Origin of the sequence: Dermabacter sp. HMSC08H10, from assembly GCF_001807585.1 — a bacterium.
GTDB lineage: Bacteria > Actinomycetota > Actinomycetes > Actinomycetales > Dermabacteraceae > Dermabacter > Dermabacter hominis.
In genome coordinates this window covers 162,942-187,053 of the sequence record NZ_KV789429.1, presented here as the reverse complement: position 1 = coordinate 187,053, position 24,112 = coordinate 162,942, and the positions used below count along the sequence as shown (strand labels likewise).

At 64.0% G+C, this 24,112-nt stretch carries 19 protein-coding genes; 12 read left to right on the top strand and 7 right to left on the bottom strand.

Annotated features, from left to right (window positions below; all coding sequences use genetic code 11):
* Positions 1-40: 40 nt before the first annotated feature.
* Both HMPREF3176_RS08960 and HMPREF3176_RS08955 read left to right on the top strand, forming a co-directional pair.
* Positions 41-892, top strand: a complete 852-nt coding sequence (locus tag HMPREF3176_RS08960) for a PHP domain-containing protein (RefSeq protein ID WP_034372520.1) — start codon at positions 41-43, stop codon at positions 890-892.
* A gap of 5 nt (positions 893-897) precedes the next feature.
* Entirely contained in the window at positions 898-2,247 is a 1,350-nt protein-coding gene (locus tag HMPREF3176_RS08955) for a hypothetical protein (RefSeq protein ID WP_141742412.1), read from the top strand.
* A 19-nt stretch (positions 2,248-2,266) separates the two neighbouring features.
* On the opposite strand, the gene HMPREF3176_RS08950 is transcribed toward HMPREF3176_RS08955, so the two are convergent.
* The 3 genes from HMPREF3176_RS08950 to HMPREF3176_RS08940 form a co-directional block, all read right to left on the bottom strand.
* Entirely contained in the window at positions 2,267-3,760 is a 1,494-nt protein-coding gene (locus HMPREF3176_RS08950) for a DEAD/DEAH box helicase (protein WP_034372526.1), read from the bottom strand.
* Between the two features lie 19 nt (positions 3,761-3,779).
* On the bottom strand, positions 3,780-4,001 hold the full coding sequence (locus HMPREF3176_RS08945; protein WP_016664198.1) for a DUF3107 domain-containing protein: 222 nt from the start codon (positions 3,999-4,001) through the stop codon (positions 3,780-3,782).
* Between the two features lie 195 nt (positions 4,002-4,196).
* Positions 4,197-4,808, bottom strand: coding sequence for a TetR/AcrR family transcriptional regulator (locus HMPREF3176_RS08940; protein ID WP_016664199.1), 612 nt, complete (start codon positions 4,806-4,808; stop codon positions 4,197-4,199).
* Positions 4,809-4,948: 140 nt separating this feature from the next.
* Here HMPREF3176_RS08940 and HMPREF3176_RS08935 point away from each other — a divergent pair, with 140 nt between their 5' ends.
* Together HMPREF3176_RS08935 and HMPREF3176_RS08930 are read left to right on the top strand one after the other, a co-directional pair.
* A complete protein-coding gene (locus HMPREF3176_RS08935; protein WP_070459899.1) occupies positions 4,949-8,155 on the top strand; it encodes a PD-(D/E)XK nuclease family protein in 3,207 nt (1,068 codons plus the stop codon).
* A complete protein-coding gene (locus tag HMPREF3176_RS08930) occupies positions 8,152-11,448 on the top strand; it encodes an ATP-dependent DNA helicase (protein ID WP_246826721.1) in 3,297 nt (1,098 codons plus the stop codon). The genes HMPREF3176_RS08935 and HMPREF3176_RS08930 overlap by 4 nt, the downstream gene beginning before the upstream one ends.
* Before the next feature lie 23 nt (positions 11,449-11,471).
* Here HMPREF3176_RS08930 and HMPREF3176_RS08925 read toward each other — a convergent pair whose 3' ends face one another.
* Positions 11,472-12,383 (bottom strand): phosphotransferase, encoded by a 912-nt coding sequence (locus tag HMPREF3176_RS08925; protein WP_051120639.1) that lies wholly within the window; start codon positions 12,381-12,383, stop codon positions 11,472-11,474.
* A gap of 120 nt (positions 12,384-12,503) precedes the next feature.
* Here HMPREF3176_RS08925 and nudC point away from each other — a divergent pair, with 120 nt between their 5' ends.
* Together nudC and HMPREF3176_RS08915 are read left to right on the top strand one after the other, a co-directional pair.
* On the top strand, positions 12,504-13,388 hold the full coding sequence (gene nudC / locus HMPREF3176_RS08920; protein ID WP_168161973.1) for an NAD(+) diphosphatase: 885 nt from the start codon (positions 12,504-12,506) through the stop codon (positions 13,386-13,388).
* Positions 13,385-15,481 (top strand): ATP-dependent DNA helicase UvrD2, encoded by a 2,097-nt coding sequence (locus HMPREF3176_RS08915; protein ID WP_083286367.1) that lies wholly within the window; start codon positions 13,385-13,387, stop codon positions 15,479-15,481. The genes nudC and HMPREF3176_RS08915 overlap by 4 nt, the downstream gene beginning before the upstream one ends.
* Before the next feature lie 84 nt (positions 15,482-15,565).
* Here HMPREF3176_RS08915 and HMPREF3176_RS10270 read toward each other — a convergent pair whose 3' ends face one another.
* Entirely contained in the window at positions 15,566-15,727 is a 162-nt protein-coding gene (locus HMPREF3176_RS10270) for a DUF5679 domain-containing protein (RefSeq protein WP_016664205.1), read from the bottom strand.
* Between the two features lie 576 nt (positions 15,728-16,303).
* Between HMPREF3176_RS10270 and HMPREF3176_RS08910 the strand changes: the two genes are divergently transcribed.
* Positions 16,304-16,861 carry a M48 family metallopeptidase gene (locus tag HMPREF3176_RS08910; RefSeq protein ID WP_246826720.1) on the top strand — a complete coding sequence of 186 codons (558 nt, stop codon included), beginning with the start codon at positions 16,304-16,306 and terminating at the stop codon, positions 16,859-16,861.
* An 89-nt stretch (positions 16,862-16,950) separates the two neighbouring features.
* On the opposite strand, the gene HMPREF3176_RS08905 is transcribed toward HMPREF3176_RS08910, so the two are convergent.
* Both HMPREF3176_RS08905 and HMPREF3176_RS08900 read right to left on the bottom strand, forming a co-directional pair.
* Positions 16,951-17,487 (bottom strand): NUDIX hydrolase, encoded by a 537-nt coding sequence (locus tag HMPREF3176_RS08905; RefSeq protein WP_070459890.1) that lies wholly within the window; start codon positions 17,485-17,487, stop codon positions 16,951-16,953.
* A complete protein-coding gene (locus HMPREF3176_RS08900) occupies positions 17,484-19,031 on the bottom strand; it encodes a zinc-dependent metalloprotease (RefSeq protein WP_070459887.1) in 1,548 nt (515 codons plus the stop codon). The genes HMPREF3176_RS08905 and HMPREF3176_RS08900 overlap by 4 nt, the downstream gene beginning before the upstream one ends.
* 142 nt (positions 19,032-19,173) lie before the next feature.
* Here HMPREF3176_RS08900 and HMPREF3176_RS08895 point away from each other — a divergent pair, with 142 nt between their 5' ends.
* The 5 genes from HMPREF3176_RS08895 (at position 19,174) to HMPREF3176_RS08875 (ending at position 24,045) form a co-directional block, all read left to right on the top strand.
* Complete coding sequence (locus tag HMPREF3176_RS08895) at positions 19,174-20,277, top strand: YlbL family protein (RefSeq protein WP_168161972.1); 1,104 nt, start codon at positions 19,174-19,176, stop codon at positions 20,275-20,277.
* 47 nt (positions 20,278-20,324) lie between these two features.
* On the top strand, positions 20,325-21,038 hold the full coding sequence (locus tag HMPREF3176_RS08890; RefSeq protein ID WP_070459884.1) for an HAD family hydrolase: 714 nt from the start codon (positions 20,325-20,327) through the stop codon (positions 21,036-21,038).
* A 100-nt stretch (positions 21,039-21,138) separates the two neighbouring features.
* A complete protein-coding gene (gene ettA / locus HMPREF3176_RS08885; RefSeq protein ID WP_070459881.1) occupies positions 21,139-22,821 on the top strand; it encodes an energy-dependent translational throttle protein EttA in 1,683 nt (560 codons plus the stop codon).
* A 130-nt stretch (positions 22,822-22,951) separates the two neighbouring features.
* Positions 22,952-23,332, top strand: a complete 381-nt coding sequence (locus HMPREF3176_RS08880; RefSeq protein ID WP_070459878.1) for a GntR family transcriptional regulator — start codon at positions 22,952-22,954, stop codon at positions 23,330-23,332.
* Complete coding sequence (locus HMPREF3176_RS08875) at positions 23,329-24,045, top strand: ABC transporter ATP-binding protein (protein WP_070459875.1); 717 nt, start codon at positions 23,329-23,331, stop codon at positions 24,043-24,045. The genes HMPREF3176_RS08880 and HMPREF3176_RS08875 overlap by 4 nt, the downstream gene beginning before the upstream one ends.
* Positions 24,046-24,112: the final 67 nt, after the last annotated feature.

Genomic DNA, 24,112 nt, shown 5'->3' with positions numbered 1-24,112 from the left:
CCACCCGGGCCGGCCAAGAAGAGGTGTGAGAGGAGGAACGATGAGCCTCATCGATCTTCATACCCATTCGGCGGTATCGGACGGCACAGAGCCGCCTGCGGCCGTCATCGAACAGGCGCGCCGCTCGGGAGTCGACGTCATCGCTCTCACCGACCACGACACTGACCGCGGGATCGCTCAGGCCCGCGGGGCCGCGAGGAGCGCAGGCCTCGGTTTCCTTCCCGGCATGGAAGTCTCCGCGAAGCTCAACGGCCGGAGCATCCACATCCTCGCCCTTGGTAATACTCCCGCTCCGGGGTCGGCATTCGCCGCCAAGCTCGACGAGGTGCGTGAGTCGCGAGAGCGACGCGCGCAGCGTATCGTCGAGCGGCTGAGCGAGGATTTCCCTATCACGTGGGAGGCGGTCCTTGATACTGAAAGCAGCCGCGATGTGAGCGTGGCAAGCGTCGGACGCCCCCACATCGCGGACGCCCTGACGCGCGCTGGCGTCGTGAGCGGCCGAGCTGAAGCTTTTGCGCACCTGCTCGCTCCCCACTCGCCCTACTACGTGCCCTACCGCGCCCTCGAAGCCGAAGACGCGATCGCGGGGATTCACGCGTCTGGAGCGCTTGCGGTAGGGGCGCACCTCATGACACGTACGCGCGGCAAGGGGCTCGATTCCGACGGATGCCAAGAACTCATCGACTGCGGCCTCGACGGCCTCGAGATTTTCCACCGCGAGCACGGTGAGGCTGAGCGTGCAGCGCTTGCGGCGATCGCACGCGAGCGCAATCTCATCGTCACGGGCGGCAGCGACTACCACGGGAGCGGAAAACCGAATCGCCTCGGCGAAAACACGACGAGCGACGAGAACCTCGCGCGCATCCTCGCGGCGACGTCCGCAAGGCTGTGATGGGGATGTCAAGCTCTCAGCGCGCTCGCCGTAGGGGCGATGCCCGTGAAGTTGCCCGAGCCATCGTCGGCAACCCACAAGCCTCGCTATTCGTGACCGTGGCGACCCTCGGGATTATCGCCATGGCCCTCGCACTCACGTCGAGCGTGTGGATCGGCTGGGGGCCTAGCGCGTTCGTAGCCCCGCAGAACCTCGCTTGCCTTATCGCGAGTGTCGCGGGGGCACTCGTTTTCGCGTGGCGAAGCCTCGCCGAGCGCGCCGCGGACGAGGCGCGAGAGAAGTCCCACCAGCTTGAACGGGGAATGAGGAAACCGTCCCGGCGGCTCTCGCCCGGAATCGTCTTGGCAGCGATTCTCTGGGGTGCAGTCTTCACGCTCATTCCGACGCTCGCAGTCCTCGCGCTGAGTCTTGTTCACTGGGGAGTGGGGGACGCGAAGGCGATCAACCCGCTCTTGTGGATTCTGTGGAGCATCGGTACATGGGCGTTCATATCGAGCCTCGCGATCGGCGGGGCCGTGCTCACGTTTGTCATCAACAATGCGTTAGCGGTGGGGATCGCGGGCGTCATCGCGTACCTCATCGCGTGGTGGACCCTCGTCTTTGGTGTATCGGCGTCAATCCCGGCCCTCGGCGGTTACATCGACACGCCGTGGTTCTTCTACGAGCCGACGCTCGCAAGCGCGGGCCTTCGCGCAATCCTCTGGCTCGGCGTGGGGATCATCATGCCCGCCATTGGCGAGCGCTCTCTCACGTGGGCGAGCGGGGGTGTGCTCGTTGCCGTGCTCGCACTCGCCGGGGGAATCTCCAACAACGGCCGCGTTCAGCCGGTCGAGACGGCTTTCGGGGCTAGCTGCGTGGGCGAGAACCCCAAGGTATGTACGCCGCGCCCGTTTGCGACCTCGCTTTCGGCGCTCCAGGCGCAGCTGGCGCCGGGAGTGAACCTGCTGCCAAGCGACATGATTCCGAGCGTTGTCGGCACGCACCGCTTCGTTGAATCCGATGTGTCGACCGCGACGCTCCTCGTTGATCCGAGCGACCGTGAGGCACTGCCGTCCAATAGGCCGAATCTCCTCAACACGGTAGGCGCGCTCGGGATGAGCGAGTTCGTCGCGCCGTGCGGCGGCTTTTCGAAGGCGAGCGGCACAAACCTCGCGGCCTACCTCGCGTTTGTGAGTCTTGCGACGGACGGCGAAGTCAACCTCAATAGGATCGGCGCCGCCCCCGATTCAATCGTGCCCGACACCGAAGCCGTGCGCGCGGCCCTTCCCGAAGCTCGAGAAAAGGCCGCGCTCAGTCCTAGCGAATTCACCGCGTGGCTCGCGAGTAACCGCACCGAGATCGCGAACTGCGGTTAATCGCGAGCGCCGAGGGCGGTTAGTCGTTCCTACGCTCGACGACCTTGCCGTTGACACGACGCGTGCGCGAGCGGCGGCGGCGTTTACGCGGCGCCTTGTCACCTTCGGCCTTCGTCCCGGAATCGACGGACTCGCCGCCTCGAGAAGAACCACCGCGGCGGTGGCCATTGCCGCGGCCACGGCCACGGCCCTCACCGCGACCTTTGCCGCGGCCGTTCGTGCCGCGACGCTTGCGCGAATCGGGGCCGCCGAGATCTTCGATCTCTTCGGCGTCGAGGCCCGCGCGCGTGCGCTTGTCCTTCGGGAGGGTGCCCTTAGCGCCCTCGGGAATGTTGAGGTCGCTGAACAGGTGCGGAGAGGTGGAGTAGGTTTCGCGCGCTTCCGTCGACTCGAGGCCGAGCTGGCGGGCAATAAGTGCCCAGCGTGCGAGATCCTCCCAGTCCACGAACGTCACGGCGGTTCCGCGCTTACCCGCGCGGCCCGTGCGACCCGTGCGGTGCAGGAAGGTTTTGTCGTCTTCCGGTGCGGTGTAGTTGATGACGTGGGTGACGTCATCAACGTCGATGCCGCGTGCGGCGACGTCGGTCGCGATAAGGACATCGACTTTGCCGGTCCGGAACGCGCGAAGCGCCTGCTCGCGCGCACCCTGGCCGAGATCCCCGTGGAGAGGGGCGGCCGCGAAACCGCGTGCCTCGAGGTCGTGGGCGGTGCGGTCAGCCTCGCGCTTTGTGCGCGTGAAGACGATTGTGAGGCCACGGCCCTCAGCCTGGAGGATCCGCGCGAGAACCTCGATCTTGTCGAGCTGGTGCGCACGGTAGACAACCTGGGTGATGTCCGCCTTGGTGCGGGCGGTATCCCCGGGATCGTGGGCACGGATGTGGGTCGGCTGGGTCATAAAGCGGCGCGCAAGCGCCATGATCTGCGCGGGCATCGTGGCCGAGAAAAGCATGGTCTGGCGCTTCGCGGGCACGGCCTTGAGGATTTTCTCGACGTCCTCGAGAAAGCCGAGGTCGAGCATCTCATCGGCTTCGTCGAGAACAGCGACCTTCACGTGGGAAAGATCGAGATACTTCTGGCGCATGAGGTCGATGAGTCGGCCAGGTGTGCCCACGACGATGTCGACGCCCTTGTTGAGTGCCTCAATTTGAGGTTCGTAGGAGCGGCCACCGTAGAGCGTGAGGACCCGAACGCCGCCGCGCTTGCCGGCGGCCTGAATATCGGTGCTGACCTGGACGGCGAGCTCGCGGGTCGGGACCACGATGAGAGCCTGCGGTTTACCGAATGCCGAATCGGTTTCGGCGACGTTAGGGTCGACGGCTTCGAGTGCGGGGATCCCGAAGCCGAGGGTCTTTCCAGTGCCGGTCTTGGCCTGGCCAATGATGTCCCGGCCCTTAAGAGCGATCGGGAGGGTCATGGCCTGGATCGGGAAGGGAGTGGTGATGCCTTTATCGGCGAGCGAGGAGACGATCTCCCCGCTCACGCCGAAATCGGCAAAGGTCTGGTTGTCAGTCACGTTCGGGGTCTACTTTCCGTTAGCCCAGGAAACCAACGCGGCGCGGCTCTTCGGTCGAGTACTCGACGTAGTTGATGCGCGCCCCGGGCACGAGAACCGTGCGGCCCTTGGTGTCTGTGACCGTGAGGAGTGAGCTCTCATTGATGGCCGTTTCCACGAGCGCGGTGAGGTCCGCTGCACTCATGTCGGTTTCGAGCGACAGTTCCCGCGACGAATGCGTGACGCCAATGCGAATTTCCATGGGGTGTCCTTTTCTCATGTGCGCACTGGGCGCACGGTTTGCGAGCCGCACACTCCGCACGAGTCTCGCTGAGAATGTTTCGAGATTCGGGGGCGCGGCAAAGGTGAGCGAGGCTCAGCGGCCTGACCGCTCAGCACACGCTCATGCAAGTGTATCGAGCGAAGAGCTGAAACCGTGCAGCGTTCGCTCAGAGCCCTACTCGGGGTTTTGCGTGAGTTTTTCGTCGCGAGGGTCGAACGCGCGAATCCCGCCTGTGAGCAGCAGTGCAAGTGAGGAAAGCATGGCCTCTCGGCGTTCCTCGGTGGCGCCGTCCGTTTCGCGCGCGATCGCTTGCACGGACGTGACGACGGTGCGACCAACGACAATGGCTTCCTCGGGGGAGAGGTCTCGCGCGCGGGCGAGGAGTGTCCCAACGGATTCGGCTGCGCGCGACGTCGCATGGGTAACCTCCTCCTGTACGCTCTCGGTCACGTACTCGCTGCCGAAGAAGAGCTTCAGCATGTTCGAGTTCTCATCGAACACTCCAAAAAATACGTCGATGCCCTCACGGACGCGGTCGTAGGTCGTGGCGCCTTCGAAGGCGAAGCCGTCGATGCGCTCCCGAAGCACCTCGCCAACCTGCTGGATCACGGAGATGTAGAGGTCTTCTTTGGAGCTGAAATGTTGGTACAGCACGGGCTTTGTGACACCGGCGGCCTCGGCGATGTCGTCCATCGACGTGGGATGGTAGCCGCGCTCACCGAACTTTGACGTGGCAACACTGAGCAGCTGGGCACGGCGTTCTGCGCGAGGGAGGCGGCGGCGCATGGTGTCTCCTGGTGTTTCGGGTGGCGCTGGCGATCAACGCGGAAAAACATTGTCTGGGTAGTTTAATTGTCTCACCTCCATGGTGGGGTGATATTTCGATGAGTGACGTGGTTCGACCTAAAGCATTGGAGGGAAGCGGCATGCAGGAAAATCCTGCGGAGTTGCGGCTTGCCGCGCGCGATTCTGGCGCAATGCTCGCGGATTTTGCGCTGGTTACTGCGGGGCCCGCGCAAAAGCACGCGCTCGAGTCGGTGGCGCAGGGGGTTCCGACGCTCGCCTACGGCCCCCCGCGAAGTGGGAAATCCTCCCTGTGTGGCCACGCCGCGTGGGAGTCGATGCGCGGAGGTGTTGATCCTCGCACCGTCGTTCTTCTCGCCCCCACGAGGGAGCGTGCAGCGTTTCTTCGCGAGGAACTCTCGAGGCGAGCGATGGCAGAGCGCGCTGCGGGTGCGCAGATTCATTTAGAGCTACCGACGGTCATGACCCCTCTCGCGTACGCTTTCGCGCTCGTGAGTGAGGAGGCGGCGCGCAATTCACGTGCGCAACCGAGTCTCGTCACGGGGGCTGATCAAGATGTGCTACTCGAGGAGCTTCTCGCGCAGGTACCCGCGCAGTGGCCCGAGTCGATTGATCCGGCATCGATCCCACTTGCGGGTTTTCGCGCGGAACTTCGTGACCTTATGAATCGCTGCACCGAGCGGGGCCTCGGGCCCCTACAGCTCGCCGAGCTCGGCGAGCAGTGCGGGCGCAAGGAATGGACGGCAGCCGCGCCGGTTTTCGAGGCCTATCTTGATTCGCTTGCGCTCGAGGGAAGTATGGCGATCGAAGCGGGCGCGCGCCTTGATTTGGGGGTTCTGGTCGATCGCGCGTGCGCGGTGATCGAGAACGCTGAGGCGCTGGGGTTTCTCGCTATCGACGACGCCCAGGACTTCACCGCGAGCGGGGTGCGTATCGTCACGGCGCTCGCGGCCCGCTCCGGACGTTTCCTCGTGACCTCGAACCCGGATGCGACTGTTGAGGGCTTTCGTGGTGGCATGGCCGATGCGGCATCGCGGGTGGCAAGTGCGCTCGCCTCTGACTCGCGTTCGTGTGCCGTAGTCACGCTCGAGCAGATCTACGCTCAGGAACCGGCCCTTTCGCGCGTCGTTGCAGCACTCGCCTCACACCTCCCGCTCGAGGGCGCTCCGACTGCGCTGAGGAAGCTCACCCGTGAGGAAGGCGTGGCTGATTCTTTCGCGCTCGCGACCGCCTCGAGTGACGAGGCAGAAGCCCGTGATATCGCGACGGCGATTCGGCTCCTCGCGGCCGTTCACGGCGTGTCCCGTGACGATATCGCCGTCGTATGCCGTTCGGCGTCGGCCGCGCGGGCCCTCGCGGAGCGGCTGTCACGAGTCGGGATTGAAGCCGAAGCGACGCTTCGCGCTACCGCTCTTCGCGAGGAGCCGGTGATCCGTGACCTTTTCACGATCCTTGCGTGGGCGCTCGGAATCGAGCAGTTACGCGACGAGCGCCTCGTCGAGATTCTCCGCGGGCCGTGGGGCGGAATCGACGACGGCATGGTGCGCGAGCTGCGGCGCTGGGCCCTCTCGCACAGTGCACACACGCGCGGCGACGCCGCGATCCTCTCGATCCTCAACGATGCGGAAGTTGCGCTACCGGCGCCAGCAGGTGGCGCTGCTGAGCCAGAAAGCGGCCGAGAGCGCTACCTTCGTGCGGTGACGGCTCCGCTTCGGCGACTTCGCCGAATGCACGACGCGATCGTTTCCGCGCGCGATTCAGGGATTCTTCCGCTTTTGTGGGCGGCGTGGGAGGCTTCGCACCTTGCCGCGCGGTGGCAGAACGAGGCGATTGCCGTGACCGGGAGCGTGCAGGCGCGCTCGCGCGCGCAGCTCGCCAACGCTCGCCTCGATGCGCTCGGCGCGCTCTTTACTGCGGCCGACCGCTACGAAGAGCGACGCGGAGGCGACGACATCGCGGTATTCATGTCGCACATCGAGGCCCAGGCCGTGCCGGAGGACTCCCTCAGCGCACGCGGGCGGGTGAGCGGTATCGTGCGCGTACTCACGCCCGCAGCCGTCGCGGGAGAGAGCTTCGATACCGTGATTCTCGCGGGCCTCAACGAGGGGGCCTGGCCGAATCTCCGCCTCCGCTCGGGGGTGCTCGGCGCCGCCGATCTGGCACTCTTTATCGACCGGCCCGGGCCCATGCCCAATCGAGCGGAACTTCGGGCGATGAGGCGAAACGCGAACCTCCACGACGAGATTCGCCTCGCGATCGCGGCACTTTCACGTGCACGAAGCCGCGTTCTCGTGACCGCCGTTGAGAACGATGAATCGGCGCCCTCGGGCATGTTTCGCGTGCTCGAAAGCGCCGTGCAGTGCGAGGCAGTGCCGTGTGGCTGGGTAGCGTCGGCCCTCCACAGCGCAAATCCCGGGCCCTTTCCCGAATCTCGCCAACTCGTTTCCGCGCTCGCGCGCGCCCTCGCATCCGAGAGTGCGGACCCTCCCCACCTCGCAGGCCTCCTCGCAGCTCTTGAGCGGGAGGGGATCGAAAGCGCAGGCCCCGGGAACTGGTATCACCAGCCGCTCACCCGCACCGACCCCCCGTTCCCCTCTGGTAGCACCCTCGCGCTTTCCCCGTCGAGTCTCGCGACAGCCGCGCAATGCCCGCGTGCGTTTCTCCTCGAAAGCGCGGGCGCCCGCACAAGCAGTGGAACCGCCCAGGAGGTGGGCACTCTCATCCACGCTCTCGCGGAGGCCCACCCCAGGGCGGGGGCGGCCGAGCTCGTTGCTGAATTTGCGAAGCGCGCACCCGAGGGCGAGGAGGTCGAACAGAACTGGCGCACGCGCGCCGAACGCGCTCGAATCGTGCAGATGCTCGAAAAGCTCGGGGCCTACCAGAGCGCGCATCCGGACGTCGCAGCGGTCGAGAAGCGTTTTTCCGTTCCGCTTGGTGAAGCGGTCGATATTCGCGGCTCCATCGACAGGGTTGAGCGTGAAGCGGGCGGACTCAGGGTCGTGGATTACAAGACGGGTAAGTCTGCACAGTCGAAAGCCCAGGCAGAACGCGACCCTCAGCTGGCCGCCTACCAGTACGCGCTGGCGCACATGGAAAGTGACGAGCCCGTTGTCGGGGCGAGCCTCGTCTACGTTGGCACTGACGCGAAGTCGAGTGCCCTGCGGCATCAGGCGCCGCTCGGGGAGGGAGATGATCCCGACTGGTTCGAGAACCTCGTTCGGGAGATCGACGCGCGACTGCGCTCGGCGCGCGTGAATCTCGTGCGCAACCCCCACTGCAAGGTGTGCCCCGTCAAGCGTTCATGCCCGTTGTTTCAGGAGGAGATGTGACGAATGTGCGCCTGGGCGCGCGTGAGGTGGCGCGCCTTCTCGGCCAGCCCGAGCCGACGCCCGAACAGGTGGCCGTCATTGAATCTCCTCTCGCCCCCGCGCTCGTCGTTGCTGGTGCGGGAAGCGGCAAAACCGAGACGATGTCGGCGAGAGTCGTATGGCTGATCGCGAACGGCCTTGTCGAACCGCGCCACGTGCTTGGATTGACGTTCACGAAGAAAGCGGCGCACGAGCTCGCCGAGCGCATCGATCGGCGGCTCTCGAGCCTTGCGTCCGCCATGCGTTCGGCGGGAATCGAGCTGCCCTCGACGCTTGCGGCGAGCACCGTTTACCTCGGTGGTCAGTCGCCGCGCGTGGCGACCTACAACGGTTTCGCGCTCGATCTTGTGCACGAGCACGCGCTGCGGATCGGCATTGACCCGGACTTCACGGTGCTCCCGCCCGCAGCGGCGTGGCAGATCGCCTACGACCTCGTCGAATCGTGGCAGGGGGAACTTCCCTTCGATCATTCGAGCGGGTCCGTGGCCTCGGCGGTGCTCTCGCTTTCTGGGGCGCTCAGCGATCATCTTCGCACTGCGCGGGACCTCGATGAGTATCTTCGACAGATCGAAGTCGAGACGATGAACCTCCCGCTTCAAAGCGATGGAGGGAAGAAACGCACCTCTCCAGCGAGCGTCAAGAGGCTGTGGCGCGTTCTCGAGCAGCGACGAGCCCTCGTGCCGCTCCTCGAAGCATTTGCTCGCGAGAAGCGCGAGCGAGGTGCGATCGACTTTTCCGATCAGGTGAGCTTCGCCGCCGTTATTGCGGAGGCGAGCAGCGAGGTGCGAGAGGACGCACGCACCCAGCACCGCGTGGTTCTTCTCGACGAATTCCAGGACACCTCGGTCGCACAGCTCGACCTGCTCGCGTCACTTTTCGGCACGGGGCACGCGACGTGTGCCGTGGGGGATCCGAACCAGGCGATCTACGGGTGGCGCGGTGCCTCGGCTGCGTCACTGTCCGCGTTCGTGGAGAGGTGGGGGAGCGAGGACACACCAGTACGCCAATACACGCTCAGCACCTCGTGGCGCAACGACGCGGCCCTGCTCAAGGGGGCAAACGCGATCAGCGCCCCGCTCGCGGGCAGCAGGGCCGGGGTGAAGGTTCCGACGCTTGCCCCGCGACCCGGCGCAGGCCCGGGCTCGATCACCGTCGCCGCCCACGCGACAGAGTTCGACGAGGCCCGCGCTATCGCCGAGTGGATTAGCGAAATCCGTGCCGCCCATGAAGCCGAGAGCGAAGCGCTCGACGAGGCGCCAGCGAGCGCGGCGGTCCTCGTGCGTTCGCGCTCGCGGATCCCGGTTCTGCAATCCGCGCTTGAAAACGCAGGGCTCAGCGTGAGCGTCGCGGGCGGCGATTCACTCCTCGCTCAGCGAGAAGTGAGCGATGTGCGCGCGCTGCTCGAAGTCGTGAACGATGCCTCGCGCTCCGATGCGCTCGTTGAACTGCTCGAAGGGCCGCGCTTCCGTTTCGCGCCGGCGGATATCGCCGTGCTCGGTGAGTGGCGACGTGTGCTCGAGCGCAGTGATGGAGCGCGGGCAGCTCGCACAGATCCGGCTGCGGCCTTCACGCTCGTCGATGCCGTTACCTCGCCGCCCCCGGTTGATTTCGTGAGCCCTGCGGGCCAGCGCCTCAGCGTGCCTGCCCGCGAACGACTCGCCAGGCTCGCGCAAATCGTGAGGGAGGTGCGCGGCGCCCAGGGGCTCGATATTCCAGACCTCGTGACGGTCGTTGTGCGGGCCCTCGGCATCGATATCGCGCTCGAATCAGATCCGGATAGGGACGTGTCACACGCGCTCGCGAACATCGAGCGGCTTTGTGCGCAGGCGGCAAGTTACGCCCGCACAGCAACAGCCCCGAGCCTCTCGGCGTTTCTCGCGCATCTCGACGTGTCCGAAGCCGAGGAGCGTGGTCTTGAAGCCGCGCCCACCCGTCCACGCGACTCGAGCGTAGTCGTGATCTCGACCATTCACGCCGCGAAAGGACTCGAATGGGATCACGTGGCGATTGCCTCCCTCACCGAGGGGACCTTCCCCTCCTACACGAGCCAGAGTGCAGCAAAACCGGAGGGCGCGCGTGAGTATCCCGCGCCGAGGGAGCCCGGGTGGATCAACGAACTTTCTCTCGCCACGATCCCCGTCGAACTTCGCGGCGATAGCGAGATTCTCGCGGAGCTTCGCTGGGCAGAGGCAGAAACCCAGGTTGAACTCGACGAACTCTTCGAAGAGTTTCGTCTCGACAGTGGGAAAGAGAGTCTGCGAGAGGAGCGCCGCCTCATGTATGTTGCGCTCACACGTGCGAGAAAGAGCGCTCTGCTCACGTATTCGGCGTGGGGCGAGGGAGTCTCAAAGCCGCGCCGCGCCTCTCGTTTCGCCGATGAGATTCGCGCGCTCGAGGGCGTCGCGGTCGTTGACATGGAAGGCGAAGTCGGCGAGAAAAACCCGCTCGAATCCTCTCCACGCCTCGCCGCATGGCCCGCGAAAGCTCACCCGCGAGAAGCAGCTGTTAAGGCGGCGGCAGCAGCCGTCGCGCTCGCGCGCGAGAGTGATGTGGATGCTCTCGCCACGCCCCAGCCCCACCCCGACCTGGCGCGCTTCACCGAAGCCACCCGACACGTCATCGCGAGTCAGCGTGCCGAGCGTGAAGCACTGCGCGTGCGCCTCCCATCGCGCTTAAGCCCCTCGGATCTCGTGGCGCTCTCGGGCGCAAACGCCGATGAGCGCGTGAGAGAACTCGTGCGACCGATGCCGCGAAAACCCTCCGCGAGTGCGCGGCTCGGAACACGGTTTCACTCGTGGGTCGAGGAAACCCACGCTCACGGCGCCCTGCTCGATGTGGATGAACTCTCCCTCGATCAGGATGACGATGACGTCCGCGAAAGCCTCCAGGAGCTAAAGGACAAGTTCGATCGCTCAGTGTTCGCCACGATGACTCCCCTCGCGCTCGAAGTTCCGGTTTCGCTCGCGCTTGAGAAGGCGTTTCTCTCCGGCGTGATCGATGCCGTGTACCCGAACCCGTCTGGTGAGGGGGTATGGATCGTGGACTGGAAAACGGGCCGCGTCCCCTCAGGCGAGGAGCTCGCGCGCAAATCGCTTCAACTCTCCGTATACCGCCTCGCGTGGCACCAGAAGACCGGCCTGCCGCTCAACCAGATTGAGACCAAGTTCCACTACGTCCAAGCCGAACGCACGATCGACATCACGCGACACCCGAGCGAGGCGCAACTGAGCCGGATGCTCGCCGCGCTCGCGTAGTTATGCGTATGGGCTGAAAGGCGCTAGCGCTCGGGCGTGATCTCGGGGTCGTGAGAGGCAAGTTCATCGAACTCGTGCTCTGCTTCCCGGCGGGCAAGTTCGGCGAGGTCATCATCAACCTCGCGCAGCATTTCGAGGGCATCGGCAACGATTGACTGATCGTCGGTGTCGCTTCCCGACAGTAGCCACTCGAGAACGGCGAACTCGCCGACGAGCTGAGTGCGCTCCTGGAGGCGTGCATCCGGGCGCACATCGAGGTTCGCGCAATACGCCGTGAAGAAGGCGTCGAACGCTTCCGGGTCGAGGCCGTGGAGCATCCATGTGAGATCACGAGCCGGATCAGCAACCTGCGCGTTTTCCCAGCCGGTAAAGCCAGAGATTTCGGTGCCTGTGGTGAGGGTCGTGTCTTCGTTCAAAGTGCCGTGGGTGAAACGCGGCGTGAACTGCCACAGTGAATCATCGGCAAGCAAGTGGGTCCATCGCTGTGCCACGGCCGAGGGGATCGGGTGACGGTCGCGGGCACGCTCGACGCTCGCGCGGTAGTTCGAGCGGATCTCCTCCGCGGTGAATTCCTCGACTCCAGAGGCCTGGCACGCGGCTTTCGGAGTGTTGTGGATCGTCGCGATGGCGCGGCCGACGTTCGCGGCGAGCACGTGGTCGTGACTGACTTCATCGAGGTGCAGCGGGACCCCCTCGAGCGCGAGGGCGATGGCTGCGCGACCGCCCTCGGGTATCGACGCAAACCCCTGAGGCGCCTGCAGGTAAGGAGCGAGCTCGGTGCGCGAAAGCGCCTCGAGTACACCAATTTCTTTCGCGAGACGCGCGCCCGCAGTGGGGGTCGAGGGGGCGCTCACGACCCACAGTCGTTCCTGCGTGTCGCGCACGAGTGCAGACTCGATCTCCTCACCCTCTGGGGTGGTCGCGGAAGTGGCCACGGGGATCACACCTGGAATCCCGGCCGTGGCAAGGGCAGCCAGTGCATAGGAATTTCGTCTCACCCCCTAACCGTATCCATTGTCTGCGGGTTGGATACTGTGGGACACATGCGAGCGCCCATGAATTTTCCTCACACGTACCTCACGTCCCACTTCGTGGCACCAGATGATGCGCGAGGAATTCCCGCTCCCTCCCACGCGAAACTCGAACGGCGCGCGGTCGTCGTTCACGGCGACACGGTGGCGGTGCAGGAGTGTTCGAACGGCGACGTTCGCCTGTGGATGCCCGTGGCTCCGGGCGCTGTGTTTCTCGGTCCGTGGCAGGGTGGCGAGGCCTGGGCCTGCCACGAAAGAAGCCTTGGCGGCGCGGGCATGACGCCCCCGAGCGACGTGCGCATGCGAAGCCTCCGCGAGGTCGCGCCCACGCTCTCGCCGCGTGAGAGAAGCCTCGCACTCAGCGCCGTGGGAATGCTCAGGTGGCATCGAGACTCCCGCGCGTGCGCGCGCTGCGGCAGCCCCGTAGAAATCACCCGCGGAGGATGGTCGCAGGCATGCGGTAACGGCCATGACTCCTTCCCCCGCACCGACCCCGCCGTGATCACTCTCGTTCGCGACCACGATGATCGCGCACTGCTCGCCAACAACCGCAGCTTCACGGGCGGCATGGTCTCGGCGCTCGCGGGCTTTGTCGAACCCGGAGAAGACCTCGAGGATGCCCTCAAGCGCGAGGTTCATGAAGAAACGGGGCTCATCATAGGTGACATCAACTATTTCGGCTCCCAACCGTGGCCGTTCCCACGCTCGATCATGGTGGCGTTCACCTCGCGCCTTGCGAAAGGCAGCGGTACGAGCATCACCCTCCAGCGCGAGGAGCTCGCGAGCGCCACATGGTTCACGCGAGATGAACTCACGGGAGCCCTCGAGCGCGGGGAGTTACGCCTGCCATCGCCCACGTCGATCGCACACTCGATGATCGACGCATGGAGGAAGGGGGAGCTCGCGTGAGCACTGCGGAGGTGAGGGGCGCCGAGCGCATCCTCGAGGGTCTCGACCCCGAGCAACGCCAGGTCGCCCAGTCCGTTGGCGCGCCACTGTGTGTTCTCGCGGGCGCTGGCACGGGCAAAACACGGGCGATCACCCACCGCATCGCCTACGCGATTGCCAGTGGGGGCTACGCGCCCAATCACGTTCTCGCGCTGACTTACACCACCAAGGCGGCTGCCGAGATGCGTTCGCGTCTGCGTGACCTGGGTGTGCCGGCCGTCCAGGCCAGAACGTTCCACTCCGCGGCGCTCAGACAGCTCACCTACTTTTGGCCGTCAACCGTCGGAGGCCCGGCCCCGGACCTCGTGGACCGAACCCTGCCACTCGTAGGGCAGGCCATGAGCCGTCTGCACATGCGTGTGGATCCCGCTGCCCTTCGCGACATCTCCGCCGAGGTCGAATGGGCGAAATCCTCGATGATCGTTCCCGAGGAGTACCCGCTCGCGGCGGCGCGTCTTTCTCGGGCGGGAGTTGCAGGTTTCGAGCCGCGCACTCTCGCGCGGATTATGACCCAGTATGAGGACCTGAAAACCGAGCTTCACCTCATTGACTTTGCCGATGTTCTTTTGCTGACGGCCACGATGATTCAGGAGCATCCGCAGATGGCGCACGCCGTGCGCTCCCAGTATCGCCATTTCACGGTCGACGAGTATCAGGACATCTCCCCCCTGCAGTTCCGGCTTTTGCGTGCGTGGCTTGGCAACGCGAGCGACGTGTGCGTCGTGGGTGATGCCGCACAGACCATCTACTCGTACGCGGGGGCGGATTCGAGCTATCTCCTCGAATTCAGGAAGGAGTTTCCGCGCGCGAGCGTGATCCGGCTCGAGCGCAACTACCGCTCGAGTCCGCAAATTGTCCAGGTCGCGAACGCTGTGCTCGCGCGGGCACAAGAGGGCAGGGACTCGCACGTGGAGCTTCGGGCGCAGCGGTCCGACGCCACCCGGCCCCTCGTCGTTGGCTACCCCGATGAAACAGTTGAGGCGCGTGAGGTTGCGCGCTCGATTGCCGAGCTTCTCGCGAAGGGCAGGAATGCGAGTGAGATCGCCATTCTCTTGCGCGTCAATGCTCACAGCGAGCGGTTCGAGGATGCTCTCGACCGCGAGGGGGTCGCATACCAGGTGCGCGGTGGCCAGAAGTTCTTCGAGCGCCGCGAGGTGCACGAGGCGATGAGTGCTCTGCGGGCGGCGCTAGGCACGGGCGGAGGCAACGACCCGGATGTGGGGCGTGTCGTTCGCGATGTCTTGTCCTCGCGCGGATGGTCGCCGAAGGCTCCCGAATCCCGCGGGGCGATCTTCGAGCGGTGGGCTTCTCTCAATGCACTCGTGCAGGTGGCTGACTCGATTGCCGAGCGTGCGGGAGCGAGCTTGAGAGACGTCGTGGCTGAGCTCGAGGAGCGCCGCGAGGCGCAAAGCGCCCCCGTGAGCGAGGCCGTCACGATTGCAACGGTGCACGCGGCAAAAGGCCTTGAGTGGCCAGTGGTGTTTGTCGTGGGAGCGAGTGAGGGGACGTTCCCCATCTCGTACGCGAAGACCGACAAGGAAATCGAAGAAGAACGCCGGTTGTTCTACGTCGCCCTGACGCGTGCGCGTGACGTTCTTACCGTCACCTGGGCCGCGGCTCGGGCCGAGGGCGCGAAGGCTTCGAGGAAGGCCTCTCGGTTTATCGCGGGGGCTTTCGATCACCGCGACGAAGGTGCTGCTGAACGCGTGGCGATGAAGCGGACGACGGGTCGGCGCGGTGCACGTGTGTTCACGACGTGCAAGGGGTGCGGCGAGGCTCTCACAACGCCTGGTGAACAGAAAGTCGGGCGCCACGCGGGATGCGGGGGAGAGGAGAGCGCGGAGCTCTTCGGGAGACTACGTGCGTGGCGTCGCGAGCGCGCGAGCGAGCTCAAGCGCCCTGCCTTCGCGGTGTTTACCGATTCGACTCTGCTCGCGATCGCGGATCGAGCACCCGGAAGCCTCGAGGAGCTTCACCAGGTGCCCGGCGTGGGGCAGACGAAGCTCACCCAGTTCGGTGAGGAGGTTCTCGCGATTATCAGCGAGGCTCGCTGAACGCACGTAAAAAGAACCGGCGCCACCGTGGCGCCGGTTCTTTTTTGTTCGCGGGGACGGCGAGCGGATGTGCGCTCGCGTGCCTCACTTGCTGGGGAGGAAGCGGTTGAGCTTCGTGCCGCACTCGGGGCACTCAGCCTTTGCCGCGCGGCGGCCCTTGTCGTTGACCTGGATGGTGCCGGTTGCTTCGTGCTTCGCGCGGCACTTCACGCAGTAGAACTCGCCCGTGTAGGTTTCGTCAGCCATGGTTGCTCCTAGGGATTGTGATGAACTCATTGTTCCTGGCCACTGTATAGGCAATTTCGGGCCCTTGAGAACTCAACACTCCGCGTATGAGACAAAGAAGCCGCACGTCAGAGCCCTTTTTGGGAATGGTTCGCAAGTACGACTGGTTGGGGAGGGGCTCCGGAGACTTAGGTGCCGGCTGTCTATAAAAAGGGGCGATCCTCCGGGGGCGCTTAACGCACATGGGCCTTCCCCGCCCACGAGCGTTTGTTTTCCCGGAGGATCGCTTCTTCATCGAATGTAGTGCCAGGGGCGGGCTAGGTCAAAGCGACGGCGGGGAGTGAATGTGGATAACTTTGGTGTTGTTGTGGACACCCCTCGAACCTGTGTGGAAAGTGTGTGTGGATAATCGGGTATAGGGGTCTAATAGTGGCGTTGACCTGGGCGAATACTGCTTCTCGGCGGTGAATATTAATATCTTGCAACATGTGTTGCACCCCTCAAGATTCGTCACGAAGGGGACGGGAGTCCCTGTACTTCCTCGCTTGTCCACAACACCGGGGTGCTTGTCAAGCTCGCGCGCACTACACTCGCTGCGTGCCCCACCGACGACCCGAACGCGAACAACTCCACCTTGACGGCATCGGCGAACCCATCGACGTGGTTCGCTCAGCTCGCCGCCGCAAAACCATCACCGCACGTCGCAGGGGCGGAGTGTTTGAGTTGCTTGTGCCCGCGAGACTTTCGGTACGTGAGACGCGCAAGTGGGCGCGCGATATGTATGCGAAGTACGGCAACCGCGCTGAGCCGGCAGTTGCGAGTGACGAGGACCTCATGGCGCTCGCCCGTGCGTTGAGGGAGAAGTACCTGCCGAGCGTCCCAGAGCCTTCGAGCGTGCGTTGGGTGACCAACCAAGGCAAGCGCTGGGGATCATGCACGAGCGCGGATGGCTCAATACGTCTTTCACACGTCCTTCAGGGCATGCCTACATACGTGATCGAGTCGGTCCTTGTGCACGAGCTCGCCCACCTTCTCGAACCGAACCACTCGCGGGCCTTCCGCACGCTCGAGGCTTCTTACCCCGAGCATGAGCGCGCGAATGGATTCCTCGAGGGGTACGTATTTGCCCAGCGCTCGGCTCAGGATGAAGATTGATGCCCCCAGCCCGCTGATCTGGCCTCGCTCGGTCGCGTGTGCGCACCTCAAACAGTTGAGCGGAAACGCGGCCGGAGGACGCTGTGGGATCAGGTGTGGAGCCGTTCGAGTGTAGGAACGAGGTCAGGTACGACGCCTGCCGGGAGCGCATCGAGCCTCCACCAGCGCACGTCGTGGCTTTCCTCGCTCAGTCTCAGGGCATTCGTGGGCCCAGTGGGGGTCACCGCCGCGCGCATGAGGTACTGCACATCCCAGTGCTCGCTGCACACGATGAAGTTCTTATTGAGGGTGTGCGCATGGAGCTTAAAAGGAGCGTTGCCCACGATCTCGAGGTCTTCAAGCCCCGACTCCTCGAAGACCTCGCGCCTCGCGGCCCCCTCGAAGCTCTCCTCTCCCTCGTCGATATGCCCGCCGAATTGGAGCCATGCCCCGACCTTGCGATGGTGATGCAGCGCAACGAACCGGTTGGAGGCATCGATGACGATCCCGCTAGCCGTGAAATGTATGGGCCCACTCGACTTGAGGTGTGCATTCTCGCTCGAGGTCGCAAGCGCGAGAAACCGTTCCCTCTCACGCGAAGGGGTGCATGCCTCGAGTTCTGCGAGGAATCGGCCGGGCAGACTCACTGCTCGTCGCTCGGGTTTTCGTCGTCGCCTCGGGGATCCCCAGGGTCCTCTTCTCGGCCGTCGAACTCGCCGTCTAGCAGCTTGCGAAGTTCCTCGTCGAAATCGGGGGAGGCGGAGTTCATCGAACCGAACTCGGGAAGGTCGGGAAGCCCGTCGCCGTCGGAATCCTCCGTGGGCACGGGCGCCTGGGGCGCTTGCGGGCGCCCGCTGAGAACCTCGGGGCTGGGGAGGAGATCCGGGTGAGCCCAGACCTTTTCGCGGCCCTGCATCCCTTCGGTCGCGAGCACTGACTCCCACCATGCGTACGCTTCCTTGACCGAGCGCGGGTGTAGCTCGATGCCCACGAGATTCGTGAGGTTGTCGAGCGCGCTCCCGCCGGTTGCGCGGCGGCGCTGGACGAGTTCGCGCATCGCGTCGAGGCGGGGGAGTTTGTCGCGGAGGGTTTCGGTCACAACGAGATCGACCCACGACTCGATGAGCGCGAGGGTCGTGGTGAGTTCGGTCAGGGCGCGCTCCTGCTCAGCCGAGCGCGTGAACGTGAAGATGTCCTCGGGGTTGGTTGCACTGATCGCCGCGGGATTGTTGACGTCGAGGTCGCGGATCTTCTCCTCGAGTGCTCCCATGTCGAGGGTGATGCCTCGCGCGTACCCCTCGATCGCGGTGAACAGATGCTCCGGAAGCCACGGCGCGCTCTTGAAGAGTGTTTGGTGGGCGATTTCGCGCGCGGTAAAGAAGATGCGCGCCGCATCGAGGTCAAGCTCTGTGCCCTCGAGGACATCGGTGAGGTTTGCGGGCACGATCACGGGGGCATAGAAGGTCCACAGCGGAAGCGAAAGGTCGGTCACGCCGATCGCTTCGCGCGCAATTGAGCCGATCGCGTGGCCAAACTGGAGGCCGAACATCGTGCCGCCCATTTTCTTCATCATGGCGCTCGGGTCGCCGAGGGCCCCGCCCATGGCGCCGAGGGGGCCGGTGCCGCCAAGCTGCTCGAGACCGCCCAGCTCGCCGAGCTGCTTCGCAAAAGCGTCGCCGATCGCCTCGGCCATGTATTGCGCGACCGGCTCGACGATTTTCTGCCAGCGCGGCAGCGTGCGGTTCACCCATGTGCCGCGGCTCCAGCACTCGACCGCGTCGCTTACGACTGCGAAATCTGTTTTCTCCGCAAGCCACAGTGCTGCGATGTTGCCTGCTTCGCGCAGGGCGCGTTCTTCGGCGTCGCTCACGTTTGGATCGCCGGCCGTGCCGATTGACGTGCCGCCGATCTGCGGGAGGGCGCCCGTGGGCAGGAGAGTGACGTTTCCGGCCGCGACTTGGCGCGCGAGATCATGGCCGAGTTTCCAATTGACGGGGCCGTCACCGCCCGCGGCAAAAAGTGACTGCATCTGAATCGCTGCCATGCGCAGCATTGCCGGGTCACTGGGTAAGCCGGCGCTCTTCGCGAGCTCGGAAAGATCGATACCCTCGAGTGCGCCCGGGGGAATCTGCCCCTGGAAAATCTCCTCGAGGAACTTGCGGAGGTTTTCTTCGTTGGACTCGTCGCTCATGCGCGCTCCTGTCGATTGAGGCGGCGGGCCGCCGACCACGGATTACCCAAGCGTATCGACCGCGGGGAACGAGGGGTACCGTTTTCGCTTCCCGCGAAGGGGCATGCAGGCGCTTTCGCGGAATCTTTGGGACAATGACCGCGTGAAAAATGCCCTATCGAAGCTCATGGTTGTTCCCGCGAGTGTCACGAATGCGCGCCTGTACAGGCGTCGTCTATGGACGGTGAACCTCTCGGCGCTCGTGCTCGTTGTGATGACCGTGGTTGCCGCCGTGCTGCCCGCTCCCTACGTCGTCGAATCGCCCGGCCCTTCACTCAACGTGCTCGGCGAATACGAGGGCAAGGACATCGTGAGCGTCGAGAATCGCGATTCAGTCGCTAGTGAAGGCGAATTGCGCATGACGACCGTGTCGGTCCAGGGGTCTCCCGGCTATGACATTCCGCTCGCCGGTGTCATGTCCGCGTGGTTCGATCGGGACCGCTCGATCATGCCGGTTGAGGCTCTCTACCCGGACGATACGGATGCCGAAGACAACAGCCTCATGAACACGGTTGAGATGAACGGCTCGCAGCAGGAGGCGATCGCCGCTGCGCTCGCGAAGCAGGGCATTTCGTACTCAACGACGACCATCGTCGCGGGCGTTCGAAGCGATGGAGCGGCGGCGAATCGCCTCGAGCCCGGCGACGTCGTGCTCACGGTCAACGGCCAGCAGGTCACCGATGTCGCTTCGGCTGGAGAGGCCATAGGCCGCACACCGCGAGGGCAGAAAGTGAACGTGACCGTGCGACGCAAAGGCGAAGAAAAGTCCTTCGCGCTCACGCCGCGCTACGAGGGGGAGCGGGCGCTTGTCGGCATCGTGCTCTCGCGCGGCTTCGAGTTCCCGGTGAAGGTGAACTTCGCGCTTGACGGGATCGGCGGGCCGAGTGCCGGCATGATCTTCGCCCTCGCGATCTACGACGAAATGACGCCCGGCGATCTTACGGGCGGCAAGAAGATTGCGGGCACGGGCACGATCGACGAGCAGGGTACGGTGGGACCGATCGGCGGGATTCGCCAGAAAATGATCGGGTCACGGTCCGACGGCGCCGAGTATTTCCTCGCTCCTTCGGTCAATTGCGATGAGGTCACCGGACACATCCCCGAGGGTCTCCAGGTGGTCAAGGTCGACTCGCTTTCCGATGCCATCAGCTCGGTTGAACAGATCGCTTCTACGGGGTCGATCGAGGGCCTGCCTACGTGCGGTTAGGCAGTGAAAACAGCGTCGTTACACGGACACGACACGAAGGAGAGGTTATGGCACGCGCAAGGCGCAGGTCACAGGATTCGGTCACTCAGTTCACGGTGGTGTTCGACTTCGGAGGTGTGCTCGCCGCCCACCACAATCCCGTTCCGATCGTTCACGCCGAAGTTGGTGGCGAGTACGACTCGGTTCGTGAGGTGTACTGGCGCGAGCGCGTGAGACTCGACGGCGGGGAGATCTCGGTCGCCGAGTATTGGCGGGCCGTGTGCGAGGCCGGGGCGATCGGCGAGCCGACCGCCGAGGAGATCGAAGCCCTCATCGACCTCGATAACCGGTACTGGGGTCAGATCGCCAAGGGGAGCCGCGAACTTATTCACGATCTCGCGCGCAACTCGGTGCGAATCGCACTGCTCTCGAATACGAACGCACCCTTCGGCGAGTACGTGCGTAGCCAAGAATGGTTCGAGCCCTTTGAATTCGCGATCATTAGCGCCGAAGAGAAGGTTCAAAAGCCCGATCCCGAGATCTTCGAAATCCTCCTCGACGCGATTGCGCACGAAACGGGCGGCGTTGCCAAACCTCGCAACGTGATCTTCTTCGACGACCTGCAGTCAAACGTCGATGCCGCCCGCAAGCTCGGCATCGATGCCCACTATTGGCCGCGCAATGACCGCACGGTGGCGTCGGACACCGCCGCCGAACCCGACCGGCCTGGCTGGGAAATCGCGCGTGAAATCCTTACCGAGCGTGGGGTTCCGCTCGGCTGAAACGCAGGCGCCACCGTTAGACTGAAACCATTGTGCCCGCCGCTGCGGCTCGAGCCGGCGGCATGGCGGGGAACCAACCCACGAGTCAAATGGAGAGACATTGGCAGAGTTCATCTACACCATGTACAAGGCGCGTAAGCAAGTGGGCGACAAGGTCATCCTTGACGACGTCACCATGAGCTTCTTCCCGGGCGCCAAGATCGGCATGGTTGGCCCGAACGGCGCGGGTAAGTCGACCATCCTCAAGATCATGGCGGGGCTCGACGAGCCGAGCAACGGTGAAGCGCGCCTCAGCCCCGGCTACAGCGTGGGCATCCTCCTTCAGGAGCCGCCGCTGAATGAGGGGAAGACCGTCCTCGAAAACGTCCAGGAAGGCATGGGCGAGCTTTACGCGAAGGTCCAGCGTTTCAACGAAATCGGCGAGCTCATGGGCGAGCCGGATGCGGATTTTGATGCGCTCATGGCCGAGATGGGCACTCTTCAAACGGAGATCGACGCCGCGAACGGCTGGGATCTCGACTCGCAGCTCGAGCAGGCGATGGATGCGCTTCGCTGCCCTCCGGGCGACGAGCCGGTGACGCACCTCTCCGGTGGTGAGCGCCGCCGTGTCGCGCTGTGCAAGCTTCTCCTCCAAAAGCCCGACCTGCTCCTCCTCGACGAGCCCACGAACCACCTCGATGCCGAGTCAGTTCTGTGGCTCGAGAAGCACCTGCAGAGCTACGAGGGCGCCGTTATCGCGATTACCCACGATCGCTACTTCCTTGATCACGTCGCCGAGTGGATCGCCGAGGTCGACCGCGGCCACCTCTACCCGTACGAGGGCAACTACTCGACCTACCTCGAGAAGAAGCAGGAGCGCCTCGAGGTTCAGGGCAAGAAGGATCAAAAGCTCCAAAAGCGCCTCAAGGAAGAACTCGAATGGGTTCGCTCGAGCGCGAAGGGCCGCCAGGCTAAGTCCAAGGCACGCCTCGCTCGCTACGAGGAGATGGCGAAGGAAGCCGAGTCGATGCGCAAGCTCGACTTCGAAGAAATCACGATCCCGCCGGGCCCGCGCCTCGGCAACGTCGTGATCGACGCGAAGAATCTTAAGAAGGGCTTCGGCGATCGCGTTCTCATCGATGGCCTGAGTTTCTCGCTCCCACCGAACGGCATCGTCGGCGTGATCGGCCCGAACGGCGTGGGCAAGACCACCCTCTTCAAGACCCTCGTGGGGCTCGAACCTCTCGACGGTGGCGAGCTCAAGGTCGGCGAAACCGTGAAAATCAGCTACGTCGACCAGAACCGCGAGAACATCGACCCCGAGAAGAACCTGTGGGAGGTCGTGAGTGACGGCCTCGATTTCATCGAGGTCGGCAAGGTTGAGATTCCCTCGCGAGCCTACGTGTCGCAGTTCGGCTTCAAGGGCCCGGACCAGCAGAAGAAGGCCGGCGTGCTCTCGGGCGGTGAGCGCAACCGCTTGAACCTCGCGCTCACGCTTAAACAGGGCGGCAACCTGCTGCTCCTCGACGAGCCGACCAACGATCTCGACGTGCAGACCCTCAGCTCGCTCGAAAACGCGCTCTTGAACTTCCCCGGCTGCGCCGTAGTCGTTTCGCACGACCGCTGGTTCCTTGACCGCGTTGCGACCCACATCCTTGCCTACGAGGGCACCGAGGAGAACCCCTCGAATTGGTACTGGTTTGAAGGCAACTTCGAGTCATACGAGAAGAACAAGGTTGAACGTCTTGGAGAGGATGCCGCGCGTCCGCACCGCGTGACGCATCGCCGCCTCACGAGGGACTAGCGCCGTCGCTCGCTCCTTTGAGCGGGGGAGTCGACAGAAAACCCGGGACTTTCGAGGTCCCGGGTTTTCTTTGCCTTAACATCTGTGCTACTGTACTAAGCACGTAATACAGTAAGACAAGGTGGTGTGGATGGACTTCGATACTTCGAGACCGGTGTGGGTTCAGCTGGTCGAAGAGTTCACGCGAAAAATTGCAGCGGGCGAATGGATTGCGGGTCAAAAGGTCCCTTCGACTCGCGACCTTGCCCTCGAGTATCGCGTCAACCCCAACACCGTGCAGAAAGCCCTCGCCGAGATGGACCGGCGGGGCCATACCAAGAGCGAGCGAACATCGGGGCGCATAGTGCTCGTCACTGACGACGCTACGGATGACCTCAAAACTAGCGAGAGCGAAGCGATTGCGGATCGTGCACTCGAGCAGCTCACGGGGCTAGGACTCTCGCCCCAGGATATTGAAACGCTCTTCCATGAGCGTCTCTTAGATCACTCTCGAAAGGGTGAAAAACCATGACTTCGCAACTTCTGCGAATAGACAAGGCTTCAAAGGTCTACGGGGCAACGATTGCCCTCGACAGCGTCGATCTCGATGTCGAGCCTGGGAGCATCGTCGGACTGATCGGTGAGAACGGCTGTGGAAAATCGACCTTCCTCAAGGCAGTCGCTGGCCTGGTTCGACTGGATTCTGGTGAAGTGCGGGTGTGCGGCGAATTAGTTGGGCCACGATCGAAATCGATGGTGAGCTACCTGCCGGATCGTTCGTCACTTCCTGCGCGCTTTACTGTCGAGTCCTGCATGCGCGTGTTTGGGCAGGTGTTCGCGGACTTCGGCGAGGCTAAGGCGCGCGCGATACTCAAAAACTTCGGGATAGAGCCAACGCGGCGTCTGCGTGAACTTAGTAAAGGGCAGCAGGAGAAGGCGCATATTGCGCTCGCCATGGCACGCGACGCGCGGCTGTTCCTTCTCGATGAACCAATCTCTGGCGTTGATCCGCTTTCGCGCGAGCAAACGTTGCGCGAGGTGATCGCGGCTCTCGGCGACGACTGTTCTCTCCTTATTACTTCGCACATGGTGCAGGATCTTGAGTTGATTGTGGATCGGGCGCTTCTCATGCGCCGCGGACAGATCGTCGACGATATCTGTCCCGATGAACTGCGTGAACAGACGGGCGACGGGCTCGTCGAACGATTGAGGAAGGTGTATGGATATGAACACACACGCAGATAGCATGAGGTTGCCTGGGTTCGGGACCATTGTGCGGCTCGATATGAGGCGCATGCTACCGATGATAGGC

Excerpts from the sequence above, each read along its gene's own strand:
- HMPREF3176_RS10270 (WP_016664205.1), bottom strand. The coding sequence starts at position 15,727 with ATGGCTGACGAAACCTACACGGGCGAGTTCTACTGCGTGAAGTGCCGC.
- HMPREF3176_RS08890 (WP_070459884.1), top strand. The coding sequence starts at position 20,325 with ATGGCACGCGCAAGGCGCAGGTCACAGGATTCGGTCACTCAGTTCACG.
- HMPREF3176_RS08900 (WP_070459887.1), bottom strand. The coding sequence starts at position 19,031 with ATGAGCGACGAGTCCAACGAAGAAAACCTCCGCAAGTTCCTCGAGGAG.
- HMPREF3176_RS08960 (WP_034372520.1), top strand. The coding sequence starts at position 41 with ATGAGCCTCATCGATCTTCATACCCATTCGGCGGTATCGGACGGCACA.
- HMPREF3176_RS08880 (WP_070459878.1), top strand. The coding sequence starts at position 22,952 with ATGGACTTCGATACTTCGAGACCGGTGTGGGTTCAGCTGGTCGAAGAG.
- HMPREF3176_RS08935 (WP_070459899.1), top strand. The coding sequence starts at position 4,949 with ATGCAGGAAAATCCTGCGGAGTTGCGGCTTGCCGCGCGCGATTCTGGC.
- HMPREF3176_RS08955 (WP_141742412.1), top strand. The coding sequence starts at position 898 with ATGTCAAGCTCTCAGCGCGCTCGCCGTAGGGGCGATGCCCGTGAAGTT.
- HMPREF3176_RS08875 (WP_070459875.1), top strand. The coding sequence starts at position 23,329 with ATGACTTCGCAACTTCTGCGAATAGACAAGGCTTCAAAGGTCTACGGG.
- HMPREF3176_RS08940 (WP_016664199.1), bottom strand. The coding sequence starts at position 4,808 with ATGCGCCGCCGCCTCCCTCGCGCAGAACGCCGTGCCCAGCTGCTCAGT.
- nudC (WP_168161973.1), top strand. The coding sequence starts at position 12,504 with ATGAATTTTCCTCACACGTACCTCACGTCCCACTTCGTGGCACCAGAT.
- HMPREF3176_RS08945 (WP_016664198.1), bottom strand. The coding sequence starts at position 4,001 with ATGGAAATTCGCATTGGCGTCACGCATTCGTCGCGGGAACTGTCGCTC.